The sequence below is a fragment of the Bacillus sp. FSL R5-0576 genome, assembly GCF_038004765.1.
Lineage (GTDB): Bacteria > Bacillota > Bacilli > Bacillales > Bacillaceae > Bacillus > Bacillus subtilis.
Genome location: NZ_JBBORU010000001.1, coordinates 1,373,240 through 1,389,447, shown reverse-complemented (window position 1 = coordinate 1,389,447; position 16,208 = coordinate 1,373,240). Strand labels below are relative to the sequence as shown.

Genomic DNA, 16,208 nt, shown 5'->3' with positions numbered 1-16,208 from the left:
TCTTCCTTTAAATGTTTCTTTTCTCATGTAATGTTTTAAGGATGTACCTCAATATATCGTAGACGAATGAAACTTTGAAAAAGTTTCCCGCTTTCTATAAGAATTACAAGATATTTTTTCCATAAAACCGAAAAATGTATTACTTCTGTTACACAGTTCCTTGATTTTTTACAAAAACATTTCTTTACCGACGCACACCCCCAAAAATCGCAGTATTTCTGAGAAACTTTAAATGTAGAATCATATTAAATTAGGATAGAGATTGGGTGAAAACATGTTTCAATCAACTGAAATCGGGATTGACTTAGGAACAGCTAATATACTTGTTTACAGCAAAAATAAAGGGATTATCCTAAATGAACCATCTGTTGTCGCAGTGGATACGACGACAAAATCAGTGCTTGCAATCGGAGCTGACGCGAAAAACATGATCGGTAAAACACCGGGAAAAATTGTCGCTGTCAGACCGATGAAAGATGGCGTGATCGCAGACTATGATATGACAACTGATCTGCTAAAGCACATTATGAAAAAAGCCGCAAAAAGCATCGGCATGTCGTTCAGAAAACCGAACGTAGTCGTTTGCACACCGTCAGGCTCAACAGCAGTAGAACGCCGCGCCATCAGTGACGCAGTGAAAAATTGCGGCGCGAAAAACGTTCATTTAATCGAAGAGCCAGTCGCAGCTGCCATCGGAGCGGATTTACCGGTTGATGAGCCGGTTGCCAATGTGGTAGTAGATATCGGCGGAGGGACGACAGAGGTCGCTATTATTTCCTTCGGTGGCGTTGTTTCCTGCCATTCTATCAGGATCGGCGGAGACCAGCTTGATGAGGATATCGTTTCTTTCGTCCGTAAAAAATACAATTTGCTGATCGGCGAACGCACAGCTGAGCAGGTAAAAATGGAAATTGGCCATGCTCTGATTGAACATATACCAGAGGCAATGGAAATTCGGGGACGCGACCTCGTGACAGGTCTTCCAAAAACCATTATGCTTCAATCCAACGAAATTCAAGATGCAATGCGTGAATCCCTTCTGCATATCCTTGAAGCCATCAGAGCGACACTTGAGGACTGCCCGCCTGAATTGAGCGGAGATATTGTTGATCGCGGCGTTATTTTAACAGGCGGCGGCGCGCTCCTTAATGGAATTAAAGAATGGCTCACAGAAGAGATTGTCGTGCCTGTACACGTGGCGCAAAACCCGCTTGAATCTGTAGCAATCGGCACGGGCCGTTCTTTAGAAGTGATTGATAAGCTGCAAAAGGCAATTAAATAGTCTTTACCCGCAAAATTCTCACACGCGGCAAATTTCTTGCTTCTTTTTTCCTCACTTCCTTCATATTGTGGGAAATGGAGAAACGTTAAGGAGGAAACAGATGCTAAGAGATTTAGGAAGAAGAGTAGCGATCGCAGCCATTTTAAGCGGAATTATTCTTGGAGGCATGAGCATTTCTTTGGCAAATATGCCCCATTCGCCTGCAGGCGGCACTGTAAAACTGAATCATCCATAATATTGAAAAAACCCAAGACGTGTCGTTTTGGGTTTTTCACTTTGGGCTCCTTCTTTCCTTTATAGGATCATATTTGATATGATGAGAAAAAAGCTTGGAGGAATGATTCATGGATTCATTTTCACAGAAATTAAATACATATGCACAGCTGGCGGTAGAAGTCGGCGTTAATGTCCAAAAAGGCCAGTATGTAGTCGTCAATGCTTCAACAGACGTCCGGGATTTTGTTCGTTTAATTGTAAAACACGCATATGAAAAGGGCGCAAAAAACGTCTCCGTGAATTGGCAGGATGACGAAGTCGCCAAATTAAAATACGAATTAGCGCCGTTTGAAGCATTTGAAGAATATCCTGAATGGGAAGCAAAAGGCAGAGAAGAGCTTGCCAAAAATGGAGCTGCTTTCATTTCAGTTGTGTCGTCAAACCCAGACTTGCTAAAAGGTATAGATTCCAAACGGATTGCGGCATTCCAAAAAGCAGCAGGCAAAGCATTACATACATACAGACAATATATTCAATCAGACAAAGTCAGCTGGACTGTCGTAGGTGCGGCATCAGCAGGCTGGGCTCACAAGGTGTTTCCTGGCAAATCAGAGGAGGAAGCGATCCACCTTCTGTGGGAAGAAATTTTTAAAGCGACGCGCGTAAATGAAGACAACCCGGTTCAGGCGTGGATCAATCATGACCAAAATCTTCATGAAAAAGTTGACCATTTGAACGAGAGACATTACGCTGCCTTACATTATCAAGCTGAAGGAACTGATTTAACAATTAAGCTGCCTAGGAAGCATGTTTGGGCAGGTGCGGGAAGTGTGAATGAAAACGGCCATGAGTTTATGGCCAATATGCCGACAGAAGAAGTGTTCACGCTGCCGCAAAAAGACGGGGTTGACGGAGTGGTATCAAGCACAAAACCATTAAGCTACGGCGGAAATATTATTGAAAATTTCACCCTGACATTTGAAAATGGCCGTATAGTCGACATTAAAGCTGAAAAAGGTGAGGATATTTTAAAAGAACTGGTGGAAACAGATGAAGGTTCTCACTATTTAGGTGAAGTGGCACTTGTTCCTTACGATTCGCCTATATCACAATCAAACATTCTTTTCTATAACACGCTGTTTGATGAAAACGCGTCAAATCATTTGGCGATCGGAAGCGCCTATGCCTTTAATATTGAAGGCGGAAAGCAGATGTCTCGTGAAGAGCTTGTCAAAGAAGGCCTAAATGAAAGCATTACACACGTGGACTTTATGATCGGTTCTAAGGATATGAATATTGACGGAATTACGGCAGACGGGAAAAGAGAGCCTATCTTCAGAAACGGAAATTGGGCTTTTTAAGTAAATAAAAGGAGGCTTTTTCGCCTCCTTTTTTTATTTTTCTGCTTCATACATTTGCAGATTCGCATAAACGGTTTCTAATACTGGTGCTGCGAGAGATAAACGTTTTGCTTTTTCAAGCAAAAATCCATGCAGGTGGTCGCCTTCTGTCGTTTGGCCGTTTTCCATATCCCGAAGCATGGAGGACTTCATATGGTAAGACATGCTGGTCATCGTACGAAAGCTCTCTTCCTCAAGAGCCGGATCAGCCGGAACACCTTCTTTTCGTAAAACAGCGCAAATTTCCCCAATAAGAGTTTGGGCCGTGTGACGTCCGGCTTCTGTGGCGAGGATTGGGCCAAGCGGTCGTTGAAATAACGTTGTGATCCCCGCTTGCGCTGCAATAAAGAGATACTTTTTCCAAATGTCCTTCTCGATATGCCCGCTAATGATGACTTCAGCCTTCACACCTGAAAATGCCTCTTCAAGCGCTCTTATTCGCTCCGTACGCTCGCCGTTCCATTCTCCAAATACAAAACGATGTGATGCGCTCGTATGATGAATTTCTCCTTTGTTGTCTAAAGCACTTTCTATAAAACACAGGCCGCCCAGCACCTGTTCTTTTGAAAATGCCGTAAATAGCTGCTCATAGTGGCGGTACCCGTTTAAGAAAGGGATAATGACAGATTCCTGATGGATAAATGGTTTGACATCGTCTATCACTTGACCAAGCGAGTATGCTTTAGAAGCAATGATAACGACATCAAATTGCCCTGTTTCTCCGGCACTGATTAGTTCAGGCTGAAATGATACATTCCCTTTTTCACTATGGATGGCAAGCCCGGTTTCTTTCAGCTGCTCAGCTCTTTTTTGGCGCACAAGAAATGTCACATCATTTCCTTTCTCCGAAAGCCGTGCGCCAATATACCCGCCTACTCCACCTGCTCCGACAACCAAAAATTTCATGTTGTGATCTCCTTTCATATTTAGGTATCAAAAAAAGCAGAGAAATCTCTGCTTTTTTATTCCGCGTATAGTTCAGTCAATTTTTTCTGCACATCAGCATTTTCAAGGAACTCGTCATAGCTCATTTGCTTATCGACGATGCCGTTAGGTGTAATTTCTATAATTCTGTTGGCAATGGTCTGAACAAACTGATGGTCATGGGAAGTAAACAGCATAGCGCCTTTAAAGCTGATTAAGCCGTTATTGAGCGCTGTAATGGACTCTAGGTCTAAATGGTTGGTCGGCTCATCCAAAATTAAAATATTGGCGCCAGAAAGCATCGCTTTCGACAGCATACAGCGGACCTTTTCTCCCCCGGAGAGTACGTTTGCTTTTTTGTGGACTTCCTCTCCAGAGAACAGCATGCGTCCTAAGAAACCGCGTAAAAAGCTCTCACTTTGGTCGTGTGGAGAATATTGGCGAAGCCAGTCTACAAGGTTCAGATCACTGCCTTCGAAATATTCGCTGTTGTCTTTTGGAAAATACGCCTGAGATGTGGTAACACCCCATTTAAACGTTCCGCTGTCAGCTTCCATTTCCCCGGAAATGATTTTAAACAGCGTAGTAACAGCAAGTTCGTTTCGGCCAGTGAAAGCAATTTTATCTTCTCGATTCATAATAAAGCTGACATTGTCAAGCACCTTTACGCCATCGATTGTTTTTGTTAAGCCTTCCACGCGAAGAACATCATTTCCGATTTCCCGTTCCGGCGTGAAGTTAACATAAGGATAGCGGCGGGAAGACGGTTTAATATCATCCAGCGTGATTTTTTCGAGAAGTTTCTTTCTTGATGTAGCCTGCTTAGATTTAGACGCATTGGCGCTGAATCTAGCGACAAACTCTTGAAGCTGTTTAATCTGCTCTTCTTTTTTCTTGTTCGCTTCTTGAGAAAGCTTTAACGCCAGTTGGCTTGACTCGTACCAGAAATCATAGTTTCCGACATAGATTTGAATTTTGTTAAAATCAAGGTCGGCAATGTGCGTACATACTTTATTTAAGAAGTGACGGTCATGGGATACGACAATAACTGTGTTTTCAAAGTTAATCAGAAACTCTTCAAGCCACTGGATTGCCTGAAGGTCCAGGTGGTTCGTCGGCTCATCGAGCAGCAGAACATCCGGCTTGCCGAATAATGCCTGTGCCAAGAGAACTTTTACCTTCTCCGAACCGCCGAGGTCTGCCATCTTTTTTGTGTGCAGATCTTCTGAGATACCAAGACCTTTTAACAGGATCGCAGCTTCACTTTCCGCTTCCCAACCGTTCAGTTCCGCAAATTCACCTTCTAGCTCAGCAGCACGAATCCCATCCTCATCTGAGAAATCAGGCTTCATGTAAATAGCGTCTTTCTCCTGCATGACTTCATACAGGCGTTTGTGGCCCATAATAACCACTTTCAGCACTTCATACTCTTCGTACTCAAAATGGTTCTGCTTCAAGACGGCAAGACGCTCGCCAGGACTCATATGCACGTCGCCTGTCTGAGGCTCGATTTCGCCTGACAGCACCTTTAGAAACGTTGATTTACCGGCACCGTTTGCACCAATTAACCCATAGCAGTTGCCTGGGGTAAATTTAATATTAACATCTTCAAATAACTTGCGATCCGCAAACCGCAAGCTTACATTATTTACAGCAATCATTTATTATCCTCCATCATGTCTATCATCAATAAAAGTATACCATGAATGCAGGGCAAGAGAAATGATTCCCTGATAAAACAGAGAGAAAACACTTATACACCCAAACCAGCCAGCTGTGTTACAATTAAAGAGAGAGAATGCATCCGCCTGGAAAATTACACACTCTCATGGAGGAACACGTTGAGGCTTTTAACACTTACTGAATATTGCTTACTGATCTTTTTTACGGGCTTTTACCTTGCCGTAACAGGCTTTACCGCCAAAGATATCGGCTTATATATAGGCATAGCCCTTATTTACATATTTTCGCACATTTTTTCTAAACGGCTTTTAGAAAAGCGCGGAAAAGAGAACAAACAGGTTCACCTTTTCTTCAGTGTGCTAGCTATTATCGGTTCAGTGTTCATCACGGTTTTATGCATTGCATTAGTCGCTTCTTTTTCAAAATAAAAACGCCTGCTGTCCAAAGGCCAGCAAGGCGTTTTTATTTTGTTTGACGCATTTCGTTAAACGGGAAAAAGACAAACTTCGATGTGCCGACAATTCGATCTTCCGCGATCAGTCCCAGCCCGTTTCGGCTGTCCATAGAATTCAGCCGGTTATCTCCCATGACAAAGTATTTGCCTTTCGGAACCTTAACCGGTCCAAAGTCTCCTGTCAGACTGACACCAAGTTTTTCTGCTTCCTTCTTGTTTTTAGACAAGTAAGGCTCGGCTACTTTTTTACCGTTTATATAAAGCGTGTCATCCTTCATTTGAACGGTTTCTCCAGGCTTTCCGATCAATCTTTTTACATAATGGATTTTAGAAGTTTCACCGTTGATAATAACGATATCTCCGCGCTTCAGCTCGCCGATATAGTTGACTGTTTTATTCACAAACAGCCTTTCTCCGTCATGTAATGTGGGATACATAGATGAACCTTCAACTAAATACGGTTCAAACAAAAAGTGACGGATCAGGAGAGCCAGCAGAACAGCGATGACAATCGCTTTACCCCATTCCAGGTACGTATTGGTTTTTTTCTTCGCCGTTTTCTCAGTATTCGTATTTTTTTCCTCGGTCAAAGTGTTTCCTCCTAGACAATTGCTATGTCAGTTGTTTCTCTTCTTTTACTTTATCATAAAAAAGAATAAAATACATAACTTAACCGCGCTCCCTGCCGGCCGGATAAGAAAAAGCGTCCTTTCGAACCAAGGACGCTTTTTTTCTTATTTTTCTGTAACAGGTTTTTTGACGATACCGAGGATAATTGCCATCACGACAGCACCGATCACGATACTTAAAAGGTAAAGCATCGGATGGTTTGTAATGAAAGCTACGAATACTCCTCCATGAGGCGCCGGAAGCGTTACTCGGAAGAATTCAGTTAATCCGCCGGCAACAGCTGCACCGACTACAGCAGCTGGTATGACGCGAAGCGGATCAGCCGCAGCAAATGGGATCGCTCCCTCTGTTACGAAAGCAGCTCCCATGAAATAGCATGTAATACCAGCTTCACGGTCACGCTGAGTGAATTTGTTTCTGAAAATGGTTGTTGCAAGTGCGATACCAAGCGGAGGAACCATACCGCCGGCCATGATTGCTGCATGAGGCGCATAGTTGCCTGCATCGATCATGGCGATACCGAACGTAAAGGCTGCTTTATTAAGCGGGCCGCCCATATCGATCGCCATCATGCCGCCCAAGATAATACCCATTAACACAAGGTTTCCAGTACCAAGGCTTTCAAGCCAGTTTGTTAAGAAATTCATAAATGCCGCTACAGGTGTATTAACGACAAATTGCATTAATACGCCAGTGATAAAAATACCGAACAGCGGGTAAATCAAAACAGGTTTTAATCCATCAAGTGACTGAGGGATAAACGTAAATACTTTTTTCAGTAAAATCACGACATAACCGGCAAGGAATCCGGCAATTAAGCCGCCTAAGAATCCAGCATTCGCTTGAGTTGCCATAAATCCTCCGACCATACCAGGCGCAAAACCAGGACGATCTGCAATACTCATCGCAATGAAACCGGCCAGAACTGCAACAATCAGTTTTAATGCATTGTCGCCGCCGATAAAGTTTAATGCTGCTGCAAACGTGTTGTAGCTAGGATCATTCGGATCAGCAGAGTGAATTCCCCAGAAGAATGAAATCGCAACGAGAATACCGCCGCCGACTACGAACGGAAGCATGTTGCTGACACCGCTCATCAGGTGCTTATAAAACGCGTTTCCGATACTGCTTCCAGACTTGCCTCTCGCTTCTTCATCGTCGTTTGAATCTGCAGAACCGCCGCCGCTGCCTTGATAAATCGGCGCATCTTGATTCATCGCTTTTTCGATAAGCTCTTGCGGACGTCTGATACCCGCCGTTACAGGAACTTGAAGTACGCGCTTGCCTTTAAAACGTTCCATTTCAACCTGCTTGTCCGCTGCGACAATGATTGCAGGTGCATCTTCGATTTCTTGGGCAGTGAGCTTGTGCTTAATGCCGCTTGACCCATTTGTTTCGACCTTAATTTCCACACCAAGCTCTTTCGCTTTTTCTTTAAGGGCATCCGCAGCCATGAATGTATGGGCAATACCTGTCGGGCATGCAGTAACCGCTAAAATTTTCCCTTTTCCGGCAGGTGCTGGTGCCGCTTCTTCTTCTTCCTCTTCGTCATCATCTTTATCGTGCTGATTAATAATGTCGATGATGGCATCTTCAGACTCAGCTTCAAGGAGCTGCTTACGGATTTCTTCACGCATTAACAGCGTTGAAAGTCTTGACAATGCTTCAAGGTGAGTGTTGTTTGCGCCTTCAGTTGCCGCGATCATGAACACTAAGTGAGCCGGCTGGCCGTCTAATGATTCATAATCGACGCCGTCTTTTGAACGTCCGAACGCGATCGCCGGGTTGATAACGCTTGCCGTTTTCGCATGGGGGATAGCGATTCCTTCACCGATACCCGTGGAGCTTTGGCTTTCGCGATTTAAAATGGCTTCTTTATAGGCTTGTCGGTCATTTAACTTTCCAGCCTTATCAAGAACAGTGACCATTTCGTCAATAACATTTTCTTTTTCTTTGCTCTCAATATTAAGCTTTATCGTATGCTTCGTTAAAAGCTCAGTTATTTTCACTTGTGTTTCCTCCTCTATAGACGTGTGACCTTAACTTCAGGAAGAAGCTGCTGGACAAATTCTTCTGTTCCAAGTTCTTCAGAGAACGCGGTAGCACTGCCTGAAGTAACTCCTAAGCGGAATGCTTCTTCAAGCGGCAGCTGTTTGGAAATTCCGGCAAGGAAACCTGCAACAACGGAATCCCCTGCTCCGACTGAGTTTACCAATTTCCCCTTTGGCACGTTAGCAAAATAAACAGCTTTGTTCGTAAACAGAAGCGCTCCGTCTCCGGCCATTGATACGATTACATGTTCAGCGCCTTGTTCTACAAGCTTTTTCCCATAAGGAACGGCTTCCTCAACAGATGTAATGGTCGTGCCGAACATTTCTCCAAGCTCATGGTGATTTGGCTTCATCAAAAATGGTTTCATTTCTGTTGCTTTCAAAAGAGCCTCGCCTGAGATATCCAGAACAACTCGTGCGTTCTGCTGTTTGCAGGCCTCTGCGATTTTTTCATAAGTATCGTGAGGGAGTGAAGATGGAATGCTTCCTGCAAGAACAACGATATCTCCCTCTTGCAAAGATTGGAACTGTTCTAAAAAGGCTTTGAAATCTTCATCCGAAATTGTCGGTCCCTGCCCGTTAATTTCAGTTTCATCACCAGTTTTCAGCTTTACATTGATACGGGTATCCCCTTTTACTTCAGAAAAAGCTGTTTCCAGGTTTTCTTCCCGTAAAAATGTTTTGATATATTCTCCGGTAAATCCGCCGACGAATCCGAGCGCTTTAGACGCCACATGGTGTCTTTTCAGCAGTCTCGATACGTTGATGCCTTTGCCCCCTGGATACTTGGTATCATACGAAGAACGGTTCAGGCCTCCTACAGTAAAATCTTCAACGTGAACAATATAATCGACAGATGGATTAAGTGTTACAGTGTAAATCATGGTTTCACTACCTTTACGACAGTTTTTTCTTGGTAATTATCGAATGTAAGCTCTTCAGCGTCAGTCGTAATGATTGTTGCGTCGCCTATTCCGGCGAATGCCGAAAATGAAATTTCTCCGAACTTCGAAGGGTCTGCTAAGACGTAAGCGTGTTTTGCCTGTTTGATCGCTTTCTGTTTTAAAAGGGCCTCATCAGGGTCCGGCGTTGTGAATCCAGCCTCTGTATGGACACCGTTTGTCCCCAGAAAACTCTTGTCAAATCTGTACTGGTCCATGGCAATCAGTGAAGCGCCTCCAATAATCGCGCCCGTTCTGTGCTTTACGTATCCTCCAAGCAGATAAAAAGAAATTTCTTTCCTTATTAATGCATCGATATGCATTACCCCGTTTGTGACAACGACAATATCTTTGGTTTTATCCATAAAATCAATCATGTGCAATGTCGTCGTGCCTGCATCAAGGTAAATGCAATCCCCTTCTTCTAAAAGAGAAGCTGCTTTTTCAGCAATCTTCAGTTTATCGTGAAGGTTTTTGGATGATTTTTCAAGCATATCGGGTTCAAGTCTGATATCGGAAAGCTTGGCCGCTCCACCATGAACGCGCTTTAAAAAACCGCGTTCTTCAAGTGTCGATAAATCTCTTCTGATTGTTGATTCAGAAGCATTAGTCAGATTTATAAGCTCTTGAATCTTTACCACATCATGCTTTTCTATTTGATCAATAATCAATTGATGCCGTTCAGGAGTTAGCATGCTTCACCTCCTAATGAAAACGTATTCATTTTGAATACAATTTCATTGTAAACGCTATTTTCGGTTTAGGCAACTAAAATCATTCAAATTCATTCAATAACTATCAAAATCTTTCACGTTTCTCCATATTAACGTATGTCTATAGGGTTTGTAAACTGTAAATTCGACAAAAATAAGGACAATTGTACGACATTTTCTTCTTATTTTAATGAAAAAAGTCTTTTATATTCATAGTAGAAATCACTAAACATAAAAAAACCTCATGCATGTTGCATGAGGCTACTCATAACGCAGCGCTTCAATGGGATCAAGCTTTGCGGCTTTATTTGCAGGAAGCATGCCGAAAATAACACCAATGAGCATACTGAACAGCACGCCCCCGCATACAACCTGCCAGGATATGAGTGACGGCCAGCCCGCAATGGCTGAAACAAGCGCGGCCCCTCCGTATCCAATACCAATCCCGATCAGTCCGCCAATCAGCGTCAATACGACTGATTCAATTAAAAACTGAGTCAGAATCTGTCCTCTCGTCGCACCAAGTGATTTTCTGATTCCGATTTCCCGCGTCCGTTCTGTGACTGATACGAGCATAATATTCATGACACCGATTCCGCCGACCAAAAGGGAAATACCTGCAATTGAGCCGATAATCGTCGTCATAATTGCCGTTACCTTGCCAATTCCGGCCGCAATCTCTTCCATGTTCATCACTTGATACGAATCCTCTGTGCCATGATTGTCATTTACCAGCTGTGCCGCTTCTTTTCCAGCCGATTTTATGTCGTCTGCTGATTCGACCTGCAATGATACGTTACTGAAATCACTTGTGCCAAAAGAGGATTTCATCATATTAAATGGCACATACATTTCACTTAAATCGAAAGAAAGCAAGCCTGTTTCTTTTTTCAGCACGCCGATAATTTCAACGGGCTGTCCGTTTATCCAGACAACTTCACCTAAAGGGGAGGTTTTATCGAACAGTTCTTCAGCCATCTTTTGAGAGATGATTCCGGCTCTATTCCCCGCGAGAAAGTCATTGTCGGTAAATGTTCTGCCGCTTTCGATTTCTAAAGAATTGACATTCATGTATCCATCATTCATTCCGTTAACCGTAGCATCGGTTTCTTCTTCGTGATAACGCGCTGTCATACTTTCAGAAGTCGAAGCAACGACTTGTTTAATACCTTCTATTCCTTTTAAACCTTTAATATCGTTTTCTGTAAACGTAGATTCAGCTGCGGCGTTCGGGTTGCTTGCAAGCTCCTCGTCGCTAGGCATATAGTACAGCTCCACAGTATTTCCTGGGCCGCTGATCGACTGCTTCAGCATTTGCTCGCCGCCCTGTCCTACCGCAACGACAACAATGACAGAGCCTACACCAATGATAATGCCGAGCATCGTTAAGATCGAACGCATTTTATGGGCAAGGACAGAGCTTAGAGCCATTCTGATGTTTTCTAACAGGCTCATTCTCCCACACTCCTTTGTCCGGAGCTGGCAGGAACAATGTTTCCGTCACGCACCATGACGATCCGATTCGTGCAATCAGCTACTTCAGGCTCGTGAGTAACCAGAACGATTGTCGTTCCCTCGGCATTTAATGCTGTAAACTGATCCATAATCGCCTCGCTTGTTTTCGTATCCAGCGCACCGGTCGGTTCATCAGCTAAAATCAATTTCGGCTCATTCACGATCGCCCTCGCAATCGCCACCCGCTGCTTCTGCCCACCCGACAGCTCGTTGGGCATGTGGAGCATTCGATTGGCTAACCCGACCTTTTCCAATGCTCTCTCAGCCCGCTCTTGACGTTCTTTTTTGCCTATCCCGGAATAAATCATCGGCAGCTCGACATTTTTTTTTGCGTTCAGCCGCGGAAGAAGCTGAAATTGCTGAAATACAAAACCGATGGACCGGTTACGGACTGCCGCCAGTTCTTTATCTTTATATGAAGAAATGTCTTCGCCGTCCAATTGATATGTACCGGAAGTCGGCCGATCAAGACAGCCGATAATATTCATGATCGTCGATTTCCCTGATCCTGACGGCCCCATAATCGAGACATATTCACCTTGATGAATGTCCAAATCAATAGAATGGAGAACATCAAACGTTTCCTTTCCGATCTGGTAGCTTTTTCGCACATTAGAAAGCTGAATCATTTAAGATTTCACTTCCATTCCGTCAGTCACCTGATCAGATGGATTCAAAATGACTTGATCATCTTGGGAAAGCCCCTCTTTAATTTCTGTCAGGTCATCTGTCACTTCGCCGATTTTGACATCAACTCGCTTTGCTTTTCCGTCTTTTACTGTATACACATAATATTGGTCATCTTCTTTTTTGACTGCCTTTGAAGGAAGCGTATTTGCTTTCCGTTTATCTGTTTCAATATTCATGATAAATTTAAAGCCTGGCTTTCCTTCTGGAAGATTTCCTTTTATTTTCACTTGAAGCGGGTATTGGACCGCCTGTTCTGTTCCTTGTGCCGCAGCGCTCTCCTGCTGATCCGGAACAAGCCCGACTGCGGAAACCGTGCCTTTCCATGTTTTACCCTGTATTACATCTGAAGTGAGTGTGACCTTCTGGCCTTTTTTGACTTTCAATGTATCGTATTCAGACAATTTCCCTGAGACGACAAGGTCTTTTGGGTTGCCGATATGTATGACAGGCTCTTGAATATCTGACTTTTTGGATGCCGCTTCTTGGTTGACAGAAATAACGGTGCCTTCAATTTCGCTTTTCACTTCTAAATCTGATACCCGGTTGGCAAGTGACTGTCGCTGAAGCTCGGTTTGTTTTAATTCGATCTCCGCTGTTTTTTTCTGCATTTGAAGCTCTGTTCGTTCAGATTCGATTTGTTTTTCTGCTTCTTTCTTTCCTACCTGTTTTTCCAGTTCTCTTTCTTTGCTGTCTAAGGCTTTTAACTTTTCTTGAATTTGGTCAATTTGAAGCCGGTTGGATTCAGACGTTAACTGGTTCTGTTCTTTTTCCAGGCTCAGCTGCTCATTTGTATAGGTGACTAAAGGCGTGCCCTTTTTAACTTTATCACCTTCCTTTACTTTAATGTCTTCTAATGTCCCTTTATCCGCTTCATAAAAAACATACTGTTCATTTGAAAATTTTAGCGTGCCAGGAACCATAACCGTTGATGAGATTTCATTTTCTTCAACGCTCCCCGTCTGTATCTCCTTGCCGGCGCTGCCGCTTGTTGGAGCGGCAGACCGGTATATATTGATTCCAACAAAAAGAGCGACTATAACTGCGATTCCAATTCCGATCCAGACTTTTTTCATGAGCCTATGCACCCGCCACAGAATTGATTAAACCTGAAAAGAGCGAAAATACAACTAAAATTCCGAATAGAATGATTGCTGAAATCCACCCGGCTTTTTTGGAGATGCCTCCCGTTTTGTGAAGTCCGATTGCTAATAATACAAAGCTCCAGATGCTGAAAATTTCAAAGGTATTTAACACGCTGGCAAGAGCCCCGTCAGATGGGATAATCCCTGCCAGTGACGTCGTGCTGTAAAGAGGATTCACGTCAGTCGTAAAAGCAACGATTCCATTAACCAATAATCCGAGACTGCTAATCAAAGAGACAAACAGACCGAGAGAAAGCATTTTTTTATATGTCGTAACACCGCCTGATGCTTTTACACAGAGCCAATAAATAAGAGGGGCAATAAATAATGCTGCGATACCGCCGATAATAGCGCCTGCCATTCCGCCAAATTTGGTTATTGTTGCGACAGCCTCCTTTTGTTCAGCTGATAGCCCTTGCGTATCCTGGCTTTTCAAAAGCTCACTATAATCCGTACCGAGTGATTGCAGCACAGCACCGACGATGATAATTGCTGCGACAATCAAAAGCGGTCCCCATACAGCCGGCCTTTCTCTAATTCTTTCAAATTGAACGGATGGACTTGTGATCACTCCGAAAAGTGAAGGCTTTTCAGCCGCCGTTCCACTGTTTTTTTCTACATTCGTTTCCATTTCAAAACCTCCTTGAGAATATCTAACCAATAGTACGGGAAGGATATTAAAAAGTTTCATGTTTTTCTAATAAATTTCCAAAAACCTTCAATTTATACTGAAGGCTTTTCATATTATTCTATCGCTGTGCTGTATTGCGCTTTCACAAGTCCGGCATAAACGCCTTCTTTAGCGAGCAGCTGCTCATGGTTTCCTTCTTCTATTTTCTTGCCGTGATCAAGAACAATGATGCGGTCGGCATCGCGGATCGTAGACAATCTGTGAGCAATCATCACTGCTGTACGCCCTTTCAGAAGCGTTTTTAGGGCCTGCTGAATTTTCACTTCTGTCTCTGTATCAATGCTTGCCGTTGCTTCGTCAAGGATGATAATAGCCGGATCGGCGAGCAATGCTCTTGCAAAGGAAATGAGCTGACGCTGACCGGCAGACAGTACGCTGCCCCTTTCCTCCACCTCTGTTGCGTATCCTTCCGCTAAATCGGAAATAAACTCATCCGCTCCGACCGCTTGGGACGCTTTCATCACCTCTTCATCCGAAGCATTTGGCCTTCCAAAACGAATATTTTCCATGATGGTCCCAGAGAAAATAAATGTATCTTGCAGGACAATGCTGATTTGAGAGCGCAGACTGGCAAGGGAAAGATCCTTAATCGGTATACCGTCTATTTTAATGGTGCCTCCGGTCGCATCATAAAATCGGCTGATTAAATTGGCAATCGTCGTCTTCCCGCTCCCTGTATGCCCGACAAGCGCAAGCGTCGAGCCTGCAGGAATAGAGAAAGAAACGGCGTGAAGGGCTTTTCGTTTTTCATCATACGAAAATTCAACCTCTTCAAAACTGATCTCCCCATTTATCTTTTCCTTATGAATGGCATTCGGCTTCTCCTTGACATTTGGCTGTTCGTCCAGAAACTCAAAAATCCGTTCTGATGATGCCATCCCCATTAACAGCTGATTATAGACCTGACCCAGTCTCGAAATTGGTTCCCAAAACATTCCCAGATAGAAAGCAAAAGAAACGAAGACGCCAATCGTAATGGTTTCATTCATGATGAGTGTGGCTCCATACCAAATCAAGACAGCCGTCCCAATCGCATTCGTCATTTCTACCAGCGGACGGAACATGGCATTTTTTCTAGTTGCTTCCCGCCATGATTCGTAGTTCTCCTGATTGACACCGTCAAAATACGCCATGTTTTCTTCTTCCTGCGTAAATGCCTGTGTGACCCGGATGCCCTGAATGCTTTCATTTAGATGAGAGTTGAGCTTCGATTGCTTCAGCCGTACCGTTTGCCAGGATCGGCGTATTTTTTTTCTGAGACTTGTTGAAATAAAAAACATAATCGGCAATGTCACCATGATGGCTATAGTCAGCTCAGGGCTCAGCGTAAACAAAATGATAATCACGCCGGCCAGAAGCAGCAAGTCGGTCAACAAATTGATGACTCCGCTTGTAAAGAGCTCCTGAAGAGAGTTAATATCATTCATGATCCTGACTAAGATCGATCCCGCCGACCGCTGATCAAAAAATCGATGGGATAAGCGCTGCACATGGGTAAATAAATGCTGTCGCAAATCGTAAATGACATGCTGGCCAAGCTGATTCATCCACCTGATTCTTAACACATTGGCGGCGTAATTGAGGACATATAAACCGCTAATAATAAAAATGAGCTGAATCAGCAGCTCCGAGTTTCTCCCTGTAATCGCTTGATCAAGAACATAAACGCCGATCAGAATGGGGATCACAAGCTTCACAGCAGTGCCAATCAATACGGTGAGAAAAGAAAGCGGCAAAATTGTTTTTCGATATGGTTTGACATAGCTCAGCAGCCGCCACATTTGAGCCCAGTTAAACGGCTTTTCAATAATTTCATCTGAAGAGTAATAGAAACGCTCTAAAATCCCCTGTTTTTTCGCTTGTTTCATTTGGCCCC

15 protein-coding genes are annotated in these 16,208 nt (G+C 43.7%); 4 read left to right on the top strand and 11 right to left on the bottom strand.

The annotated features are described in order from the left end of the window. Positions 1–274 precede the first annotated feature (274 nt). The 3 genes from mreBH (at position 275) to NX903_RS07210 (ending at position 2,859) form a co-directional block, all read left to right on the top strand. Positions 275–1,282: a cell shape-determining protein MreBH gene (gene mreBH / locus NX903_RS07220; RefSeq protein ID WP_024572115.1), complete on the top strand. Its 1,008-nt coding sequence runs from the start codon at positions 275–277 to the stop codon at positions 1,280–1,282. Positions 1,283–1,382: 100 nt separating this feature from the next. Continuing rightward, positions 1,383–1,517 carry a protein YkpC gene (locus NX903_RS07215; protein WP_003238865.1) on the top strand — a complete coding sequence of 45 codons (135 nt, stop codon included), beginning with the start codon at positions 1,383–1,385 and terminating at the stop codon, positions 1,515–1,517. Between the two features lie 109 nt (positions 1,518–1,626). Further along, entirely contained in the window at positions 1,627–2,859 is a 1,233-nt protein-coding gene (locus NX903_RS07210; RefSeq protein WP_086343798.1) for an aminopeptidase, read from the top strand. A 33-nt stretch (positions 2,860–2,892) separates the two neighbouring features. Here the strand turns inward: NX903_RS07210 and NX903_RS07205 are convergent, their stop codons facing one another. Continuing rightward, entirely contained in the window at positions 2,893–3,804 is a 912-nt protein-coding gene (locus tag NX903_RS07205; protein WP_086343797.1) for a ketopantoate reductase family protein, read from the bottom strand. A 56-nt stretch (positions 3,805–3,860) separates the two neighbouring features. After that, the gene (locus NX903_RS07200; RefSeq protein WP_003232344.1) at positions 3,861–5,483 is read right to left on the bottom strand and encodes an ABC-F family ATP-binding cassette domain-containing protein; all 1,623 of its coding nucleotides are present in this window, start codon (positions 5,481–5,483) and stop codon (positions 3,861–3,863) included. 180 nt (positions 5,484–5,663) lie between these two features. On the opposite strand from NX903_RS07200, the gene NX903_RS07195 reads away from it, so the two are divergent. Then, the gene (locus NX903_RS07195) at positions 5,664–5,933 is read left to right on the top strand and encodes a hypothetical protein (RefSeq protein ID WP_003232345.1); all 270 of its coding nucleotides are present in this window, start codon (positions 5,664–5,666) and stop codon (positions 5,931–5,933) included. 34 nt (positions 5,934–5,967) lie between these two features. Here the strand turns inward: NX903_RS07195 and sipT are convergent, their stop codons facing one another. The 9 genes from sipT to NX903_RS07150 all read right to left on the bottom strand — a co-directional run bounded on the left by sipT (position 5,968) and on the right by NX903_RS07150 (position 16,200). Further along, the gene (gene sipT, locus NX903_RS07190; RefSeq protein WP_003232348.1) at positions 5,968–6,549 is read right to left on the bottom strand and encodes a signal peptidase I sipT; all 582 of its coding nucleotides are present in this window, start codon (positions 6,547–6,549) and stop codon (positions 5,968–5,970) included. 144 nt (positions 6,550–6,693) lie between these two features. Beyond that, entirely contained in the window at positions 6,694–8,598 is a 1,905-nt protein-coding gene (locus tag NX903_RS07185; protein WP_086343796.1) for a PTS fructose transporter subunit IIABC, read from the bottom strand. A 14-nt stretch (positions 8,599–8,612) separates the two neighbouring features. Then, positions 8,613–9,524 (bottom strand): 1-phosphofructokinase, encoded by a 912-nt coding sequence (pfkB, locus tag NX903_RS07180; RefSeq protein ID WP_086343795.1) that lies wholly within the window; start codon positions 9,522–9,524, stop codon positions 8,613–8,615. Next, entirely contained in the window at positions 9,521–10,276 is a 756-nt protein-coding gene (locus NX903_RS07175) for a DeoR/GlpR family DNA-binding transcription regulator (protein ID WP_014476685.1), read from the bottom strand. The genes pfkB and NX903_RS07175 overlap by 4 nt, the downstream gene beginning before the upstream one ends. A 279-nt stretch (positions 10,277–10,555) precedes the next feature. Further along, the gene (skiZ, locus tag NX903_RS07170) at positions 10,556–11,749 is read right to left on the bottom strand and encodes a sporulation-delaying-protein transporter subunit SkiZ (protein ID WP_086343794.1); all 1,194 of its coding nucleotides are present in this window, start codon (positions 11,747–11,749) and stop codon (positions 10,556–10,558) included. Next, positions 11,746–12,438 carry an ABC transporter ATP-binding protein YknY gene (yknY, locus tag NX903_RS07165; protein WP_014479679.1) on the bottom strand — a complete coding sequence of 231 codons (693 nt, stop codon included), beginning with the start codon at positions 12,436–12,438 and terminating at the stop codon, positions 11,746–11,748. The genes skiZ and yknY overlap by 4 nt, the downstream gene beginning before the upstream one ends. Further along, positions 12,439–13,572: an efflux RND transporter periplasmic adaptor subunit gene (locus NX903_RS07160; protein ID WP_015715815.1), complete on the bottom strand. Its 1,134-nt coding sequence runs from the start codon at positions 13,570–13,572 to the stop codon at positions 12,439–12,441. A 4-nt stretch (positions 13,573–13,576) separates the two neighbouring features. Then, on the bottom strand, positions 13,577–14,272 hold the full coding sequence (yknW, locus tag NX903_RS07155; protein WP_086343793.1) for a toxin SDP protection protein YknW: 696 nt from the start codon (positions 14,270–14,272) through the stop codon (positions 13,577–13,579). Between the two features lie 113 nt (positions 14,273–14,385). Continuing rightward, a complete protein-coding gene (locus tag NX903_RS07150; protein WP_086343792.1) occupies positions 14,386–16,200 on the bottom strand; it encodes an ABC transporter ATP-binding protein in 1,815 nt (604 codons plus the stop codon). Between the last annotated feature and the right edge of the window lie 8 nt (positions 16,201–16,208).

Bases quoted from the DNA above. Each gene is read 5' to 3' on its own strand.
- mreBH (WP_024572115.1), top strand. From the start codon at position 275: ATGTTTCAATCAACTGAAATCGGGATTGACTTAGGAACAGCTAATATA.
- NX903_RS07215 (WP_003238865.1), top strand. From the start codon at position 1,383: ATGCTAAGAGATTTAGGAAGAAGAGTAGCGATCGCAGCCATTTTAAGC.
- NX903_RS07210 (WP_086343798.1), top strand. From the start codon at position 1,627: ATGGATTCATTTTCACAGAAATTAAATACATATGCACAGCTGGCGGTA.
- NX903_RS07205 (WP_086343797.1), bottom strand. From the start codon at position 3,804: ATGAAATTTTTGGTTGTCGGAGCAGGTGGAGTAGGCGGGTATATTGGC.
- NX903_RS07200 (WP_003232344.1), bottom strand. From the start codon at position 5,483: ATGATTGCTGTAAATAATGTAAGCTTGCGGTTTGCGGATCGCAAGTTA.
- pfkB (WP_086343795.1), bottom strand. From the start codon at position 9,524: ATGATTTACACTGTAACACTTAATCCATCTGTCGATTATATTGTTCAC.
- NX903_RS07175 (WP_014476685.1), bottom strand. From the start codon at position 10,276: ATGCTAACTCCTGAACGGCATCAATTGATTATTGATCAAATAGAAAAG.
- skiZ (WP_086343794.1), bottom strand. From the start codon at position 11,749: ATGAGCCTGTTAGAAAACATCAGAATGGCTCTAAGCTCTGTCCTTGCC.
- yknY (WP_014479679.1), bottom strand. From the start codon at position 12,438: ATGATTCAGCTTTCTAATGTGCGAAAAAGCTACCAGATCGGAAAGGAA.
- NX903_RS07160 (WP_015715815.1), bottom strand. From the start codon at position 13,572: ATGAAAAAAGTCTGGATCGGAATTGGAATCGCAGTTATAGTCGCTCTT.
- yknW (WP_086343793.1), bottom strand. From the start codon at position 14,272: ATGGAAACGAATGTAGAAAAAAACAGTGGAACGGCGGCTGAAAAGCCT.
- NX903_RS07150 (WP_086343792.1), bottom strand. From the start codon at position 16,200: ATGAAACAAGCGAAAAAACAGGGGATTTTAGAGCGTTTCTATTACTCT.